This window comes from Pseudomonas sp. NPDC077649 (assembly GCF_044542855.1).
In the GTDB taxonomy this organism is placed as follows: Bacteria; Pseudomonadota; Gammaproteobacteria; order Pseudomonadales; family Pseudomonadaceae; genus Aquipseudomonas.
This window is the reverse complement of the sequence record NZ_JBITVF010000001.1, coordinates 317,983-333,937: the sequence shown is the minus strand read 5'-3', so window position 1 is coordinate 333,937 and position 15,955 is coordinate 317,983. Positions and strand designations below refer to the sequence as shown.

Genomic DNA, 15,955 nt, shown 5'->3' with positions numbered 1-15,955 from the left:
CGCGGTATTGACCCCATCCTATGGCCATCGAAAAGAAAACCATCCGCCTGCTGATTCTCGAGGATTCGCAGAACGAAGCCGAGCGCCTGGTCAGTCTGTTCCGCAATGCCGGACACGCCACCCGCGTGCACCGCCTTAGCTCCAGCGATGACCTCGCCGAGACCCTGCAACAGACCTGGGATCTGCTGATCTGCGCACCGAGCAGCGAGCAGCTCGACCCCGGCGAGGCGATCGGCGCCATTCGCCGCCAGGCCAAGGACATCCCGGTGCTGCAGCTGGTCGAGGGCAACGATTCCGAACTCATCACCGAGGCGCTGCTGTTCGGCGCGCAGGACGCCCTGCCGCAGGGTGAGGACGAGCGCCTGGTGCTGGTGGCCAAGCGCGAGCTGGCCAACCTCGAGGAACGCCGCGCCCGCCGCGCCGCCGAAGTGGCCCTGCGCGAGGCGGAAAAGCGCTGCCAGCTGCTGCTGGAAAGCTCGGTGGACGCCATCACCTACGTCCACGACGGCATGCACATCTACGCCAACCGCGCCTACCTGGAGCTGTTCAGGTACGAGGACGGCGAAGAACTGGAAGGCATGCCGATGATCGACCTGATCGCCAGTGCCGATCAGGGCGCGTTCAAGGACTTCCTGAAGAACTACCAGAGCGCCGAGGGCAATGCCGAGCTGGCCTGTCAGGGCGTGCGCGCCGACGGCAGCAGCTTCGCCGCACAGATGAGCTTCTCCCCGGCCACCTACGACGGCGAGCCGTGCATCCAAGTGGTGATCCGCGCCGAGACCTCCAACGCCGAGCTGGAGGAGAAGCTGCGCGAGATCAGCAGCCAGGACCTGGTCACCGGCCTGTTCAACCGCAACCATTTCCTCGAGCTGATGGACGCCGCCGCCGAGCGCGCGGTCAACGCCGGGCAGCCGTCCGCCCTGGCCTATATCCGCGTCGACCGCTACGCCGGCCTGCAGGGCGAGATCGGCCTGGCCGGCATCGACCTGCTGCTCACCGACCTGACCGGCCTGCTGCGCGCGCACTTCGCCGCCGACACCCAGCTGGCGCGCTTCGGCGACGACGTGTTCGCCGCCCTGCTGCCGGGGCAGACGCCCGAACAGTGCGAGGACAGCCTCGCCGCGCTGCTAAAGAAGGTCGAAGGGCACATGTTCGACGTCAACGGCCGCACGGTGCAGACCAGCCTGTCGATCGGCGTCGCCGGCCTCAGCGAGAAGACCGCCAAGGCCCAGGCAGTCATCGACCGCGCCCACCGCTGCGCCGACGAGCTGGCCGAGGGCAATGCGCTGAAGCTGTTCAACCCGGCCGACGAACTGGCCGCCGCGGCCAACCGCGGCAACCTGCTGGCGATGGTGCAGCAGGCGCTGGAGAACAACAGCTTCCGCCTGCTGTTCCAGCCGATCATCAGCCTGCGCGGCGACGCCCACGAGCACTACGAGGTGCTGCTGCGCCTGCTCAGCCCGCAGGGCGAGGAAGTGCCGCCGACCGAGTTTCTCGCCGCCGCCAAGGATGCCGGCCTGGGCGAGAAGATCGATCGCTGGGTGGTCCTCAACTCGATCAAGCTGCTCGCCGACCACCGCGCCAAGGGCCACAACACCCGCCTGTTCGTCCACCTGTCCAGCGCCAGCCTGCAGGACCAGACCCTGCTGCCCTGGCTCAGCGTGGCGCTCAAGGCGGCGCGCCTGCCGTCCGACGCGCTGGTGTTCCAGTTCAGCGAACCGGATGCCATCGCCTACCTGAAACAGGCCAAGGTGCTGACCCAGGGTCTGGCCGAGCTGCACTGCAAGGTGGCGCTGAGCCAGTTCGGCTGCGCGCTCAACCCCTTCAACACGCTCAAGCACCTGCAGGTGGACTTCGTCAAGATCGACGGCTCCTTCTCCCAGGAGCTGGGTAACGCCGACAACCAGGAAGCGCTGAAGACCCTGCTGAGCAGCCTGCACGCCCAGGCCAAGCTGACCATAGTGCCCTTCGTCGAGAGCGCCAGCGTGCTGGCGACCCTCTGGCAGGCCGGGGTCAACTTCATCCAGGGCTACTACCTGCAGGGGCCGAGCCAGTCGATGGACTACGACTTCTCCGCCGGCGACGAGTAACCCGCGCCGCAACGAAAAAGCCGCCTCGAAGGGCGGCTTTTTTCTGGGCGACGCTGTTACTCCTGGCCTTCGCGGTCGCGAAAGCCGAGCAGGTAGAGGATGCCGTCCAGGCCCAGGGTGGAGATCGCCTGCTTGGCCGACTGTTTGACCAGCGGCTTGGCGCGAAAGGCCACGCCGAGACCGGCCAGGCCGAGCATCGGCAGGTCGTTGGCGCCGTCGCCGACAGCGATGGTCTGCTCCAGCTGCAGGCCTTCGCGCTCGGCCAGCTGACGCAGCAGGTCGGCCTTGCGCTGGGCGTCGACTATGGGCTCCACCGCCACGCCGGTGACCTTGCCGTCTTCGATCTGCAGCTCGTTGGCGAACACGTAGTCGATGCCCAGCTTGGCCTGCAGCTGCTTGGCGAAGTAGGTGAAGCCGCCGGAGAGGATGGCGGTCTTATAGCCCAGGCGCCCCAGTTCGGCGAACAGCGTCTCGGCGCCCTCGGTCAGGCGCAGCGAGGCGCCGATTTCCTCCAGCACGTCCTCGGACAGGCCCTTGAGCAGGCCCAGGCGCTCCCTGAAGCTGGCGGCGAAATCCAGCTCGCCGCGCATGGCCCGCTCGGTGATCTCGGCCACCTGCTCGCCGACGCCGGCGGCCTTGGCCAGCTCGTCGATCACCTCGGCCTCGATCAGCGTCGAATCCATGTCGAAGACCGCCAGGCGGCGGTTGCGGCGGAACACCGAGTCGCGCTGGAAGGCGATGTCGACGTTGAGTTCCTGCGCCACGCTGAGGAACTCGGCACGCAGCGCCGCCGGGTCGGCCGGCTCGCCGCGCACCGAGAACTCGATGCAGCCCTTGCCCTGCTCGGCCGGCATGTCCAGCGGCATGCGCCCGGACAGACGGTCGATATGGTCGATATTCAGACCGTACTTGGCGGTGATGGCGCTGACCCGCTGCAGCTGCTCGGCGCTGACCTTGCGCGTCAGCAGGGTGACGATATGCCGGGCCTTGCCCTGGCCGCCCACCCACTGCCGGTAATCCTCCTCCGAGACCGGGGTGAAGCGCACCTGCTGGTCCAGCTCGTAGCCGGTGAACAACACTTCCTTGAGCACCGACTGGGCGCGGGCGTTGTCGGGTATCTCGATGAGGATGCCGAACGACAGGGTGTCGTGGATCACCGCCTGGCCGATGTCGAGGATATTCACCCCGCCCTGGGCCAGCACGCCGGTGATGGCGGCGGTAAGACCGGGGCGGTCTTCGCCGGTGATGTTGATCAGGACGATTTCGCGCAAGGCGCACCCTCCGGGGCAGACGATTGAGAGGCATGAGGCGGCGAACGACCACCAGGCCGAGGAAAAGGCGCACATTCTACCCAGTTCCGCGCCAGACGGGCACGCTCGCCGCTTTGCCCGCCACAGGGCGACCGCTATACTGCGCGGCAACTTCAGTCGACAAGAGCCGTGCTCTGTGAACCGGCCCGCGCCCGTCAAACCCGATAATTTCTTCCTGCTGATCTTCCACGCCCTGCGCCAGCGGCGCGTGCCCCTGGTCCTGCGCATTGCCAGCCACAGCCTGCTGCTGGTGGCGCTGGCCATGCTGATCTACGCCTGGGTCATGGGCATGCAGTTCAAGCAGGCCATGCAGCAGCAGGCCGACGCCCTCGGCCAGAGCCTGATCACCCAGACCGCCAGCTCGGCCACCGAACTGCTGGTGTCCAACGACATCCTCAGCCTCAACGTGCTGCTGAACAACCTGGCGAAGAACCCGCTGGTGGCCCACGCCGCCATCTACAGCGTGGACAACCGCATCCTCGCCGAGGCCGGCGCACGCCCGACGCGCAGCGTGCTGGGCGAGAGCGAAGGGCTGTACTCCACGCCCATCACCTTCCAGGAGGTGATCGCCGGGCAGTTGCGCATCAGCCTGGACATGCGCCAGTTCCAGCAGCCGATGACCATCAGCCTGCAGAGCATGGGCATTCTCAGCCTGATCCTGCTGGCCCTGACCCTGTCGCTGAGCATGCGTCTGGGCCGGCATATCTCCACCCCGCTGCTGCAGCTGCGCCTGTGGCTGCGCGACCCGGACGACCCCGCCCCCGGCGCCGGGCGCAACGACGAGATCGGCGACCTGGCGCGCCAGCTGCAGTCCCGTCTGGTGCCGGAAAAACCGGAGCCCGAGCCGGAGTTCGACGACGAACCCGCTTTCGCCGACAGCGACGCCTACCCGGACGAACAGGACGACAGCGCCTTCGCCGAGCTGGACGACGAGGTGCCGATCGTCGACGAGCGCGTCTTCGCCGAGAACGAGCCTGGCGATGACCGCGACCAGCCGCTCAAGCCCTGGCCCGAGTCGATAGCGCCGGACGATCCCTTCGCCGAACTGAGCGACGAGCCCGAGGCGCCCGCTGCGGCGACACCGGCGCCGCGCCAGGCCCAGGCCAGCGCGGTGCTGGCCATCCAGCTCGGCGCCCAGGAGCAGCTGCGGCGCCTGCCGCGCACGCGCCTGCTGGACCTGCTGGAACGCTATCGCGGCTGCCTGGAACAGGCCGCCGCGCTCTATCAGGGCCAGCTGCACACGCTCAAGGATGGCAGCAGCCTGATGCTGTTCCACGAACAGGAATGCGGCGAGGACTACCTGACCCACGCCATCTGCTGCGGCGAGCTGATGCGCGCCCTCGGCCACGCCCTGCAGATCGAGGTGGCCGACAGCGGCATCACCCTGCAACTGCAGCTGGGCCTGACCCTGGGCAGCGACCTGGACGGCCTCGGTCAGGCCGAGCTGCTGCTCAGCGACAGCGCCCTGGACGCCCTGGCGCTGTCGCAGCACAGCCGCAATCTGCTGCTGGTGGAACAGCGGGTGGCGCAGGATGGCCTGGCGCGTCAGCGCGCACGCATCCGCCCGATCGCCAGCCCGGAAGGCGCCAGCTGTGTCGAGCGCCTGCTCGACCCCTACCCGGCGCTGCTGGAACGCCAGCTGACGCGCATGCACGAAAGCCGGGCGCACTGACGCCCGGTCACGGCTCAGGCCTGGTGCGCACACCGCGGCGGCGTTGGCGCGCCACAGCGCTGCAGCCAATCCTTCCAGCGAATCCGCTCGTCACGCACCAGCCAGCCGTCCTGCTCGGCGAAACTCTCCGACAGCCACAAGCCGCGGGTGCTGGCCGGCCGCAGTTCGCCCTTGCTCAGGGTGAACAGCTCGCCGCTGGGCAGGCCCTGCTGCAAGGCCAGCAGATAGAGGTCCGGCCGGCGCCGCTCCAGGCGCGCGACCAGGCGTCCATCCTCCAGGCATTCGTCGACATGGAACAGGCTCAATTGGCGCACGTCGCGCGGCAGCTCCAGGCTCAGGTCGTAGACCAGCTGCAGCGAGGCGGTGGGCAGGTGCACGTAGGCACGCGGGCGCTCCAGTAGGGTCAGGTTGCCGCACTGCACCGGGCGCGCCGCGCCGGACAGCGGGCTGAGGCGGAAGTGGCTGGCCTCGCGGTAGCGCAGGGCGCCCTGGTAGGGCGTCGGCAGCCAGGTATCGCCGAAGCGCCCGGCCAACCAGCCATCGGCCGTCTCCAGCAGGCATTCCTCGGCCACTTCCTGGATGGCGGTGAGCAGCGGCAGGTTCAGTTCGTGGGCCGGCACGTAGCCGGAAATCAGCTTGAGCACGGTGTCGCCGCGATCCGGACGGCGCTGGCGCACCAGCAGCCAATAGTCGCGGCCATGCAGGCGCAGGGTCAGGCGCACCGAGACGCCGAGGTTGGCCAGCTCCGCGGCGAAGCGCCAGCTGTCCGCCACCTGCAGCGGCCGGCGCCGCTCGAGCATCTGACGGAAGTTCAGCGGCTGGCCCAGGCTCTGGTAACTCAGGCCCTCGGGCCCGGCCTCGACGAACAGCGGCAGGGTCTTGAAGGTGCTCGGGTCCTTGCGGATCAGCGTACGCGGCATCTCGACTCCTCGTTCCTGCTGGGCGTGCAGCCGGCGCGGCAGACAGCCTGCCCGGCGGACGCAGGGTGGTCAGGGTGAAGCGCAACAATGGCTCAAGGCGGCTCCGAGCGACAACCCGCCACCGGTAAGCGCAGGTTTCAGCAGATGTCCTGGATCACCGCCGCCGCCGTGGCCACGTTGGCCGCCAGGTGCGCGGGGTTGATGGTACCGACGATGGCGCTGCTGACGCCGGGGTGATCGAAGATCAGTTCGAAGCTGGCGCGCAGCGGATCGACGCCGGCGCCCAGGCAGGCATGCCCGCTGGCCAGGGCCTTCTTGATCAGGATGCCCTTGGCGTGACTGGCAGCGTAGTCCAGGACCGGCTTTTCGCCCTGTTCGTTGAGGTTGTAGGTGACCATCGCACAGTCGCCCTGCTGCAGCGCCAGCAGGCCGCCCTCGACGGTCTTGCCGGACAGGCCGTAGGCGAGGATCTTGCCCTCGCGCTTGAGCGCGGCCAGGGTCTCGTACACGCCGCTATCGCGCAGCACCGCCAGGTCGTTGCCGTCGGAGTGCACCAGCAGCAGGTCGATGCGGTCGGTCTGCAGGCGCTTGAGGCTGCGCTCCACCGACAGGCGGGTGTGCGCCGGGGAGAAGTCGAAGCGCGACTGGCCGTGCTCGAACTCCTCGCCGGTCTTGCTGACGATCACCCAGGCGTCGCGCTGGCCGCGCAGCAGCGGGCCGAGGCGCTGCTCGCTGAGGCCGTAGGCCGGCGCGGTGTCGATCAGGTTGATGCCCAGCTCGTGGGCCTGGCGGATCAGCGCGGCGGCCTGGGCATCGTCGGGGATGCGGAAGCCGTTGGGGTACTTCACCCCCTGGTCGCGGCCGAGCTTGACCGTGCCCAGGCCCAGCGGCGAAACCAGCAGGCCGGTGGACCCCAGCGGGCGATGCAGATCGTGCAGGGTGCTCTTCATGGCAACAGCGCCTCCCATACCGGCTGCGCCACGTCCGGGCGCGGCAGCGCCGGCAAGGGCGCATGGCGGCCGGGCTGCACGCCGTCGCGATCCAGCGCGGCCAGCACGCGGTCGGCGAAGTCCGGGGCCAGCGCCAGCTTGGTCGGCCAGCCCACCAGCAGGTGCGGCTGTTCGGCGAGGAAGGCGTTGTCCGGGCGCACCAGGCCGCTCTGCGCCGGCTCGGCACGATCGACGCGCAGGGTCGCCCAACGGGTCTGCGCCTGGTCGACCCAGGGCAGCAGCTCGGCCATTTCCTGCTGCGCGGCGCGGATCTGCGCGGCCTCGTCACGGGCCACGCCGTCGGCCTCGGCCAGGTCGCCGCCGAGGTACCAGACCCACTGGCCGTCGGCCGCCGGATGGCTGGTGACGGTGACCCGCGGCTTCGGCCCGCCGCCCAGGCAGTGGGCGTACAGCGGCTGCAGCGCCGGCCCCTTGGCCAGCACCATGTGCAGCGGGCGCAGTTGCTGTCTGGGCTGTTCGATACCCAGCGCGGCGAGCAGCTCGGCATTGCCGGCGCCGGCGCTGAGCACCACGCGCTGGGCGCGAATCTCGCGACCGTCGACCCGCAGGCCGCGCAGCTCGCCGTCCTCGCGCAGCGGCTCGATCCGCCGGGCCGCCAGCAGGCCGTCGCCGGCCAGCTCGGCCAGACGGGCGATCAGGCTGGGCACGTCGAGCACCAGTTCGGCCAGGCGGTAGACCTTGCCCTTGAATTTCGGGTGCTGCAGCGCCGGCGGCAACTGCTCGCCCTTGACCTGGTCGACCCGGCCGCGCACCGCCTTGCTGGCGAAGAAGCTGGTGAGGTTGCCGGCCAGGGTGCCCGGCGACCACAGGTAGTGGGCCTCGGACAGCACGCGCACGCCGGAGAGATCCAGCTCGCCGCCGCCGGCCAGGACCTCGCGCCAGCGCCGCGGCATGTCGGCGATGGCCTCGGAAGCGCCGCTCAGGGCGCCATGCAGGGCGTACTTGGCACCGCCGTGGATGATGCCCTGGGACTTCAGGCTCTGCCCGCCGCCGAGACTGCCACTCTCCAGCAGCAGGGTGGCGAAACCCTGGCGACGCAGGCGCGCGTTGAGCCAGAGGCCGGCGATGCCGCCGCCGACGATCAGGACATCGGTGCTGAGGGACTGGGACATGAACGGGCCTCGCCGGAAAACAGGGGCGCAAGTATAACCCGCCCGGGCCGGCCTGCCCGAGGCCGCCGTCAGTGGCCGGTGGACTGCGAGAACAGCTGAATCACCAGCACCCCGCTGACGATCAGGCCCATGCCCAGCACCGCCGGCAGATCGAGCTTCTGCTGGTAGAGGAACAGCGCGGCGACGCTGACCAGGACGATACCCAGGCCGGCCCAGATGGCGTAGGCGATACCCACCGGAATGGTGCGCACCACCAGGGTCAGCATCCAGAAGGCGATGGCGTAGCCGCCCACCACCAGCAGCAGCGGCAGCGGCTTGTTGAAGCCGTCGATGGCCTTCATCGAGGTGGTGGCCACCACTTCGGCGGCGATGGCGATGGCGAGGTAGAGGTATCCGGGCATGGCGGCGACTCCTGAGCGATGGCGCGATTCTAAGCTCGTCAGCGATGGGATAAAGTCATTACCAATCTGAATTACAGATAGGTTGACCCCATGAACTGGAACCTCGATCAGCTGCACCTGTTCGTCCGCACGGCCGAATGCCGCTCCTTCTCCGCCGTGGCGCGGGAGGTGGGGCGCGCCCAGTCGGCAGTGAGCACCGCCATCGCCCTGCTCGAAGCCGACCTCGGCGTGCAGCTGTTCGAGCGCAGCAGCGGGCGCCAGCCACAGCTGACCGAAGCCGGTGCGGCCCTGCTGGAGGAAGCCCGCAGCGTGCTGCAGCAGTGCGAGCGCCTGGACGGCCGCGCCTTCGGTCTGGCGCGCGGCGAGGAGGCGCGCCTGCGTCTGGCGCAGGACGAAGCCATGCCCTACCAACCGGTACTGGCCAGCCTGGGGGCGCTGGCCGAGGCCTTTCCCCGGCTCGAGGTGCAGCTGTCCAGCGGTGCCCAGGGCGATGTGGCGCGCAAACTGCTGCAGCGCCAGGCCGACCTGGGCCTGCTGTTTCATCACGAACAGATGCCCAGGGAGCTGGAAAGCCAGCGCCTGGGCACCATCGAGATGGTCACGGTATGCAGCCCGCAGCATCCGCTGGCCGGACGTGCCAGCGTGGAGCGCCGCGATCTGGCCGAACACCGCCAGTTGCTGATGACGCCGCAGGACAGCCACTACCCCGGCGGCGAGCAGATCAGCCCACTGGTGTGGCGCGCCGACAGCTTCTACGTGATGGCCGAGCTGGTGATTCGCGGCCTGGGCTGGGCCTGGCTGCCGCGCCACGTGGCGCAGTACCCGACCTATCAGGGCCACCTGCAGGAACTGCGCAGCGACTGGGCGCCGCTGCCGCTGGTGGTGGAGCTGGTATGCCGCCGCGACGGCGCGCTCGGCCCGGCGGCCAACTGGCTGGCCGACTGCCTGGCGCGCGAGCTGCTGCGCCCGCAGGCCTGAGAGCCCCTCCAAACTCTGCTGCGCGTCGGCACTGCTGCGTTAAAAACAGGCTCGGAATGCTCATGTACAAAAGCACACTCCGCTTCCTCGCCTGTTTTTGCCTTGCATTGCTCTAGCTCGCGAGACGTTGAACGGGCTCTAAGTCCACTTCCAGGAGCGGGCCTCGACCGCTAAGCTGCGCGCCCATGAACAGACACCTCTATACCCTGCTGCTGCACCTGGCCCTGCCCCTGATCGCCCTGCGCCTGGCCCTGCGCGCGCGCAAGGCGCCGGCTTACGCGCGACGGATCAAGGAGCGTTTTGCCTTCGCCCTGCCAGCGCTGAAACCGGGCGGCGTCTGGGTGCACGCGGTGTCGGTGGGCGAGAGCATCGCCGCCGCACCGCTGGTCCGCGCGCTGCAGGCGCGTTATCCCGATCTGCCGATCACCGTGACCTGCATGACCCCGACCGGCTCAGAACGCATCCAGGCGCTGTTCGGCGATGGCGTGCAGCATTGCTACCTGCCCTACGACCTGCCTTGGGCCGCCGCGCGTTTTCTGCGTCGAGTGCAGCCGCGCCTGGCCGTGGTAATGGAAACCGAGCTGTGGCCCAACCATATCCACCAGTGCGCCAGGCGCGGCATCCCGGTGGCGCTTGCCAACGCGCGGCTGTCGGAACGCTCGGCACGCGGCTACGGGCGCTTCAGGCGACTCACCGCGCCGATGCTCGCCGAGCTGTCGCTGATCGCCGTGCAGACCCAGGCCGAGGCCGAGCGCTTTCTCGCCCTCGGCGCGCGCCGCGACTGCGTCGAGGTGACCGGCTCGATCAAGTTCGACCTGCAGATCGATGCCGGCCTGGTGCAACGCGCCGCCGAACTGCGCCGCGCCTGGCAGGCCGAGCAGCGCCCGCTGTGGATCGCCGCCAGCACCCATGCCGGCGAAGACGAGATCGTCCTTGCCGCCCATCGGCAGCTCCTGGTCTCCAGGCCGGATGCCCTGCTGATTCTGGTGCCGCGCCACCCCGAGCGCTTCAACTCGGTCCATCAGCTGTGCCTGCACCAGGGCCTGACGACGCGCCGCCGCTCCACCGGCGAGGCCGTGCAGGCCGGCGACCAGGTGCTGCTCGGCGACAGCATGGGCGAGCTGCTGTTTCTCTACGCCCTGGCCGACGTGGCGTTCGTCGGCGGCAGCCTGGTGGCCAACGGCGGGCACAACCTGCTGGAGCCGGCGGCCCTGGGCAAACCGGTGCTGAGCGGCCCGCACCTGTTCAACTTCCTCGAGATCGCCGCGCAGCTGCGCGAAGCCGGCGCACTGGGCGAGGTGCAAGGCGCTGACGACCTGGCCGGCGAGGTCGCGGCGCTCTGGCGCGAGCCGGCTCGCAGCGAGCGCATGCGCCAGGCCGGCCTGAACGTGCTCAAGGCCAACCAGGGCGCGCTGCAACGCTTGCTGGCGGGGCTGCAAAGGCTGCTGGAAGGGCGTCGCCCCTAGCCCCTGCCGACCCGCGTCAAGAAAAAGCCCGACACGAAGTCGGGCTTTTGCTTGACGCGGGTGGTTCAGAAATCCGGATCGCCCTGCAGGCGCGCCTCGGCGGCCGAGGCCAGATCCGGCGGCAGGAAGTCCTCGTCCGGGTTGTAGTCCGGCTTGAGGAAGCTGCCCAGCGCTTCCAGGTCGGCCGGGCTGAGGGTGCCGGCGGCCTGCTTCAGGCGCAGGTTGTTGAGGATGTAGTCGTAGCGCGCGTCGTTGTAGTTGCGCACCGAGCTGTACAGCTGACGCTGGGCGTCGAGCACGTCGACGATGTTGCGGGTACCGACCTGGTAGCCGATCTCGGTGGCCTCCAGCGCACTCTGGTTGGAGATGATCGACTGCTTGCGCGCCTGCACGGTTTCCACGTCGGTATTCACCGCACGGAACAGGTTGCGGGTGTTCTGCACCACCTGGCGGCGCAGGCTCTCGCGCAGCTGCTCGGTCTGGCCCAGGCGCTGGTAGGCCTCGCGCACCTGCGAGCTGGTCAGGCCGCCGCTGTACAGCGGGATGTTCAGTTGCAGGCCGATGGAGCGCTGGGAGACGTCGCCGCTGTAGGTCGGGCTGCCGAAGGTGCCGCTGTTGCTGAAGCCCAGGCTGTCGTTATCGCCCTTCTGGTAGCTGGCCACCGCGTCCAGGGTCGGTGCATGGCCGGACTTGCGCTGGCGCAGGGTTTCCTCGGCGGCGTCCACCGCATAGTAGCTGGCCTGCAGGTTGAGGTTCTGCGCGGCGGCGGTGTCGACCCAGGACTTGGCGTCGTTCGGCGTCGGCGCCAGCACCGGCAGGGTATGCACGATGCCTTCGACTGCCGCGTAGTCGCGGTTGGTCAGGGTCACCAGGGCCTCGAAGGCGTCCTCCACCGCGCGTTCGGCGAGGATGCGGTTGGCGCGGGCGGTGTCGAAGCCGGCCTGCGCCTCGAGCACGTCGGTCTTGTCCGACAGGCCGACGTCGAAGCGCTCGTTGGCCTGGTCCAGCTGGCGCTTGAACGCCGCTTCCTCGGCCTTGGTCGAGGCCAGGGTGTCCTGCGCGCGGAGCACGGCGAAGTAGGTCTCGGCGCTCTGCAGGATCAGGTTCTGCTCGGTGGCCGACAGCTCCAGCGCGGCCTGCTCGCTGGTGGCCTCGGCGGCCTGCAGCTGGAACCAGCGGTCGGCGCGGAACAGCGGCTGGCTGAGGTTGGCCTGGTAGGTGGTGCCGCTGCGCGAGGCGCTGTTGCTCGGCGAGTCGATCTCGGTGCGGGTGTCGCCGTAGGTGGCGCCCGCCGACAGGTTGGGCAGCAGCCCGGCGCGGGCCTGCGGCACCACTTCCCGGCGCGCCTGGTAATCGGCGCGCGCGGCGGCGATATCGGCATTGTTCTTCGCCGCTTCCTGGTACACGGTCACCAGGTCGGTCTTGCTCGACAGCGGGGCCTCTTCGGCCTGGGCCAGGCCTGCGGCGACAGCGGCAATGGCGACGGCCAGGGAAAGTCTGCGCAACATGAAGGTCGATCCTTGAATGGGCGGTGATGGGCAAGGCTACGGGGCGCCGCGGGCGAGGGTCAAGCGCACCTTGGACGGCATCAGTCTAGCTGGCGGCAAGCTATGTTGCTCGCCGGGAACAATGCCCGGCAGGTGGCACTAGCGGTCGTTTTCCGACGCACGGGTCGACCTTTTCTGACCCTCGGGTTGGTTTTATCGCTCAAGCTTGATTAGACTGCCTGGGTTCTTGTCGGGGTGCCCCATATGCGGGGCTGAGATTGGCAGCTGCCGGATCCCGTTGAACCTGATCAGGTTAAGGCCTGCGTAGGGAACAAGATGTCCTCGCCAGCGTACCGGCGAGTCCTCTCGGCACCGCCCCATGGTGCGCCTTCGCCCCTCCTCTCTCAGGTTCTGCTCCGACAACCATCCCCGGAGAGAGCCTTGATGAGTGCACAACAACAAAAGAATCTGAGTGAATCGGCTCAGGTCGATCAGCAGTCCGTACAACCCTTTCCCCGTTCGCAGAAGGTCTATGTAGAGGGCTCGCGCCCGGACATCCGCGTGCCGATGCGCGAGATCAGCCTGGACGTGACGCCCACCGACTTCGGTGGCGAGATCAACGCGCCGGTCACCGTCTACGACACCTCCGGCCCCTATACCGATCCGAACGTGACCATCGACGTGCGTAAGGGCCTGGCCGACGTGCGCAGCGCCTGGATCGAGGATCGCGGCGATACCGAAAAGCTGCCGGGACTGTCCTCCGAGTTCGGCCAGCGCCGCCTGGGCGACGCCGAGCTGGCCGCCATGCGCTTCGCCCACGTGCGCAACCCGCGCCGGGCCAAGGCCGGCAAGAACGTCAGCCAGATGCACTACGCCAAGCAGGGCATCATCACCCCGGAGATGGAATACGTCGCCATCCGCGAAAACATGAAGCTGGCCGAGGCCCGCGAGGCGGGGCTGCTCAACGAGCAGCACGCCGGCCATAGCTTCGGCGCCTCGATTCCGAAGGAAATCACCCCCGAGTTCGTGCGCAGCGAAGTGGCCCGCGGTCGCGCCATCATCCCCGCCAACATCAACCACGTGGAACTGGAGCCGATGATCATCGGCCGCAACTTCCTGGTGAAGATCAACGGCAATATCGGCAACTCGGCGCTCGGCTCCTCCATCGAGGAAGAAGTGGCCAAGCTGACCTGGGGCATCCGCTGGGGTTCGGACACCGTGATGGACCTGTCCACCGGCAAGCATATCCACGAGACCCGCGAGTGGATCATTCGCAACAGCCCTGTGCCGATAGGCACCGTGCCGATCTACCAGGCCCTGGAAAAGGTCGGCGGCGTGGCCGAGGACCTGACCTGGGAGCTGTTCCGCGACACCCTGATCGAGCAGGCCGAGCAGGGCGTGGACTACTTCACCATCCACGCCGGCGTGTTGCTGCGCTATGTGCCGCTCACGGCGAAACGCGTCACCGGTATCGTTTCCCGCGGCGGCTCGATCATGGCCAAGTGGTGCCTGGCGCACCACAAGGAAAACTTCCTCTACACCCACTTCGACGACATCTGCGAAATCATGAAGGCCTACGACGTCAGCTTCTCGCTGGGCGACGGCCTGCGTCCCGGCTCGATTGCCGACGCCAACGACGCCGCGCAGTTCGGCGAGCTGGAGACCCTCGGCGAGCTGACCAAGATCGCCTGGAAGCACGACGTGCAGTGCATGATCGAAGGCCCCGGCCACGTGCCGATGCAGCTGATCAAGGAGAACATGGACAAGCAGCTGGAATGCTGCGACGAGGCGCCGTTCTACACCCTCGGCCCGCTGACCACCGACATCGCCCCCGGCTACGACCACATCACCAGCGGCATCGGCGCGGCCATGATCGGCTGGTTCGGCTGCGCCATGCTCTGCTACGTCACGCCCAAGGAGCACCTGGGCCTGCCGAACAAGGATGACGTCAAGACCGGCATCATCACCTACAAGATCGCCGCCCACGCCGCCGACCTGGCCAAGGGCCACCCGGGCGCGCAGATCCGCGACAACGCCCTGTCCAAGGCGCGCTTCGAGTTCCGCTGGGAAGACCAATTCAACCTCGGCCTCGATCCGGACACCGCGCGCGCCTTCCACGACGAGACGCTGCCCAAGGACTCGGCCAAGGTGGCGCATTTCTGCTCCATGTGCGGGCCGAAGTTCTGCTCGATGAAGATCACTCAGGAAGTGCGCGACTATGCTAAGGAACAGCGTATCGACACCCTCGACCTGGACGCCGAACAGGGCATGCAGGCCAAGGCCGAGGAGTTCAAGGCCCAGGGCAGCCAGCTGTACCAGAAGGTGTAGCCCTCTGGTCATGGAAGCTTGATCTGGCAGCGCTAAGCTCGCTAGTGTGATCGGTAACGGGCCAACTGGCCCGTTACTGCCAGTTGGGGGATGCCTATGGGCAAAGACGACATCGACATCATCGAGCGCGAGGCCTGCTTCCGTGGCTTCTACCAGCTCGACCGGGTGCGCCTGCGCCATCGCCAGTTCGCCGGCGGCATGGGCCCGCAGCTCAGTCGCGAGCTGTTCGTGCGCCACGACGCCGTGTGCGTGCTGCCCTACGACGCGCAACGCGACGAAGTGGTGCTGATCGAGCAGTTCCGCGTCGGGGCCATGGACAAGCGCGCCAACCCCTGGCTGCTGGAGCTGGTGGCCGGCCTGATCGACAAGGACGAAGAACCCGAGGAGGTCGCCCGCCGCGAGGCGGTCGAGGAAGCCAACCTGCAGCTGACTGCACTGTGGCCGATCACCCAGTACTACCCCTCGCCCGGCGGCTCCGACGAGCGCGTGCACCTGTTCGTCGGGCGCTGCAGCAGCGAGGGCGCCGGCGGCGTGCATGGCCTGGCCGAGGAAGGCGAGGACATCCGCGTGCACGTCTGGCCGCTGGCCGATGCCCTGCAGGCGGTGAAGGACGGCCGCATCGACAACGCCGCCAGCATCATCGCCCTGCAATGGCTGGCGCTCAATCGCGACGAAGTGCGGGGGATGTGGTCGTGAACCTGGTGCGCGAGCGCTACCGGGTCGACCTGGTCGAACTGCAGGCCGCCTGCGAAGCCAACTACGCTCGCCTGATGCGCCTGCTGCCGGACATGCGCAGCGAGCCCCAGGCGCGTCGCGTGGCCCTGAGCCAGGGCGACCGCCTGCTCGGCGTGCTCAGCCTGGAAGTGGTCGAAGCCTGCCCCTACACCACCACCCTGCGCGCCCGCCAGGAGCACAGCCTGCCCTGGCTGCCGGTGCCGCAGCTGGAGGTGCGGGTCTATCACGACGCGCGCATGGCCGAAGTGGTCGGTGCCGAGAATGCCCGCCGCCTGCACAGCCGCTACCCTTATCCCAATGCCGCCATGCACCAGCCGGACGAGAAGAGCCAGCTCAACCTGTTTCTCGGCGAATGGCTCAGCCATTGCCTGGCCTGTGGCCACGAACCCCAGCCGGTCATCTGAACCGTCAAGCTTCGCACCGCCCGGCCGATAGCGCGGCGCCAC

General features: G+C 68.3%; 12 protein-coding genes, 1 pseudogene and 1 riboswitch. Of the genes and pseudogenes, 7 read left to right on the top strand and 6 right to left on the bottom strand.

The window, feature by feature from the left end; all coding sequences use genetic code 11:
- Nucleotides 1-20 precede the first annotated feature (20 nt).
- Nucleotides 21-2,090, top strand: coding sequence for an EAL domain-containing protein (locus tag ACIGFL_RS01410; RefSeq protein ID WP_021443120.1), 2,070 nt, complete (start codon nucleotides 21-23; stop codon nucleotides 2,088-2,090).
- A gap of 56 nt (nucleotides 2,091-2,146) precedes the next feature.
- On the opposite strand, the gene serB is transcribed toward ACIGFL_RS01410, so the two are convergent.
- Nucleotides 2,147-3,361 (bottom strand): phosphoserine phosphatase SerB, encoded by a 1,215-nt coding sequence (gene serB, locus ACIGFL_RS01405; RefSeq protein ID WP_397495887.1) that lies wholly within the window; start codon nucleotides 3,359-3,361, stop codon nucleotides 2,147-2,149.
- Nucleotides 3,362-3,536: 175 nt separating this feature from the next.
- On the opposite strand from serB, the gene ACIGFL_RS01400 reads away from it, so the two are divergent.
- On the top strand, nucleotides 3,537-5,072 hold the full coding sequence (locus ACIGFL_RS01400; protein ID WP_397495886.1) for an AhpA/YtjB family protein: 1,536 nt from the start codon (nucleotides 3,537-3,539) through the stop codon (nucleotides 5,070-5,072).
- Here ACIGFL_RS01400 and ACIGFL_RS01395 read toward each other — a convergent pair.
- The 4 genes and pseudogenes from ACIGFL_RS01395 to ACIGFL_RS01380 form a co-directional block, all read right to left on the bottom strand.
- Nucleotides 5,070-5,992: pseudogene (locus ACIGFL_RS01395) on the bottom strand (metal ABC transporter ATPase); the annotation flags it as partial. The gene ACIGFL_RS01400 and the pseudogene ACIGFL_RS01395 overlap by 3 nt on opposite strands.
- 137 nt (nucleotides 5,993-6,129) lie before the next feature.
- Entirely contained in the window at nucleotides 6,130-6,942 is an 813-nt protein-coding gene (locus tag ACIGFL_RS01390) for an aldo/keto reductase (protein ID WP_397495885.1), read from the bottom strand.
- Nucleotides 6,939-8,114 carry an NAD(P)/FAD-dependent oxidoreductase gene (locus ACIGFL_RS01385; RefSeq protein ID WP_397495884.1) on the bottom strand — a complete coding sequence of 392 codons (1,176 nt, stop codon included), beginning with the start codon at nucleotides 8,112-8,114 and terminating at the stop codon, nucleotides 6,939-6,941. The genes ACIGFL_RS01390 and ACIGFL_RS01385 overlap by 4 nt, the downstream gene beginning before the upstream one ends.
- A 68-nt stretch (nucleotides 8,115-8,182) precedes the next feature.
- Nucleotides 8,183-8,515, bottom strand: a complete 333-nt coding sequence (locus ACIGFL_RS01380; RefSeq protein WP_021441921.1) for a multidrug efflux SMR transporter — start codon at nucleotides 8,513-8,515, stop codon at nucleotides 8,183-8,185.
- Nucleotides 8,516-8,605: 90 nt separating this feature from the next.
- Between ACIGFL_RS01380 and ACIGFL_RS01375 the strand changes: the two genes are divergently transcribed.
- Nucleotides 8,606-9,493, top strand: a complete 888-nt coding sequence (locus tag ACIGFL_RS01375; protein WP_021441922.1) for a LysR family transcriptional regulator — start codon at nucleotides 8,606-8,608, stop codon at nucleotides 9,491-9,493.
- A 185-nt stretch (nucleotides 9,494-9,678) separates the two neighbouring features.
- Nucleotides 9,679-10,959: a lipid IV(A) 3-deoxy-D-manno-octulosonic acid transferase gene (gene waaA, locus ACIGFL_RS01370; protein WP_397495882.1), complete on the top strand. Its 1,281-nt coding sequence runs from the start codon at nucleotides 9,679-9,681 to the stop codon at nucleotides 10,957-10,959.
- Nucleotides 10,960-11,024: 65 nt separating this feature from the next.
- Here the strand turns inward: waaA and ACIGFL_RS01365 are convergent, their stop codons facing one another.
- Complete coding sequence (locus ACIGFL_RS01365) at nucleotides 11,025-12,467, bottom strand: TolC family outer membrane protein (protein WP_021441924.1); 1,443 nt, start codon at nucleotides 12,465-12,467, stop codon at nucleotides 11,025-11,027.
- Between the two features lie 220 nt (nucleotides 12,468-12,687).
- Nucleotides 12,688-12,794, top strand: a riboswitch (TPP riboswitch).
- 96 nt (nucleotides 12,795-12,890) lie between these two features.
- Between ACIGFL_RS01365 and thiC the strand changes: the two genes are divergently transcribed.
- The 3 genes from thiC to ACIGFL_RS01350 all read left to right on the top strand — a co-directional run bounded on the left by thiC (nucleotide 12,891) and on the right by ACIGFL_RS01350 (nucleotide 15,913).
- Nucleotides 12,891-14,774 carry a phosphomethylpyrimidine synthase ThiC gene (thiC, locus tag ACIGFL_RS01360; RefSeq protein ID WP_031302564.1) on the top strand — a complete coding sequence of 628 codons (1,884 nt, stop codon included), beginning with the start codon at nucleotides 12,891-12,893 and terminating at the stop codon, nucleotides 14,772-14,774.
- A 96-nt stretch (nucleotides 14,775-14,870) separates the two neighbouring features.
- On the top strand, nucleotides 14,871-15,470 hold the full coding sequence (locus ACIGFL_RS01355) for an NUDIX domain-containing protein (protein WP_397495881.1): 600 nt from the start codon (nucleotides 14,871-14,873) through the stop codon (nucleotides 15,468-15,470).
- Nucleotides 15,461-15,913, top strand: a complete 453-nt coding sequence (locus tag ACIGFL_RS01350; protein WP_021441927.1) for a DUF1249 domain-containing protein — start codon at nucleotides 15,461-15,463, stop codon at nucleotides 15,911-15,913. The genes ACIGFL_RS01355 and ACIGFL_RS01350 overlap by 10 nt, the downstream gene beginning before the upstream one ends.
- Nucleotides 15,914-15,955 lie beyond the last annotated feature (42 nt).

Bases quoted from the DNA above. Each gene is read 5' to 3' on its own strand.
- thiC (WP_031302564.1), top strand. From the start codon at position 12,891: ATGAGTGCACAACAACAAAAGAATCTGAGTGAATCGGCTCAGGTCGAT.
- ACIGFL_RS01365 (WP_021441924.1), bottom strand. From the start codon at position 12,467: ATGTTGCGCAGACTTTCCCTGGCCGTCGCCATTGCCGCTGTCGCCGCA.
- ACIGFL_RS01375 (WP_021441922.1), top strand. From the start codon at position 8,606: ATGAACTGGAACCTCGATCAGCTGCACCTGTTCGTCCGCACGGCCGAA.
- ACIGFL_RS01380 (WP_021441921.1), bottom strand. From the start codon at position 8,515: ATGCCCGGATACCTCTACCTCGCCATCGCCATCGCCGCCGAAGTGGTG.
- ACIGFL_RS01390 (WP_397495885.1), bottom strand. From the start codon at position 6,942: ATGAAGAGCACCCTGCACGATCTGCATCGCCCGCTGGGGTCCACCGGC.
- ACIGFL_RS01385 (WP_397495884.1), bottom strand. From the start codon at position 8,114: ATGTCCCAGTCCCTCAGCACCGATGTCCTGATCGTCGGCGGCGGCATC.
- waaA (WP_397495882.1), top strand. From the start codon at position 9,679: ATGAACAGACACCTCTATACCCTGCTGCTGCACCTGGCCCTGCCCCTG.
- ACIGFL_RS01355 (WP_397495881.1), top strand. From the start codon at position 14,871: ATGGGCAAAGACGACATCGACATCATCGAGCGCGAGGCCTGCTTCCGT.
- ACIGFL_RS01410 (WP_021443120.1), top strand. From the start codon at position 21: ATGGCCATCGAAAAGAAAACCATCCGCCTGCTGATTCTCGAGGATTCG.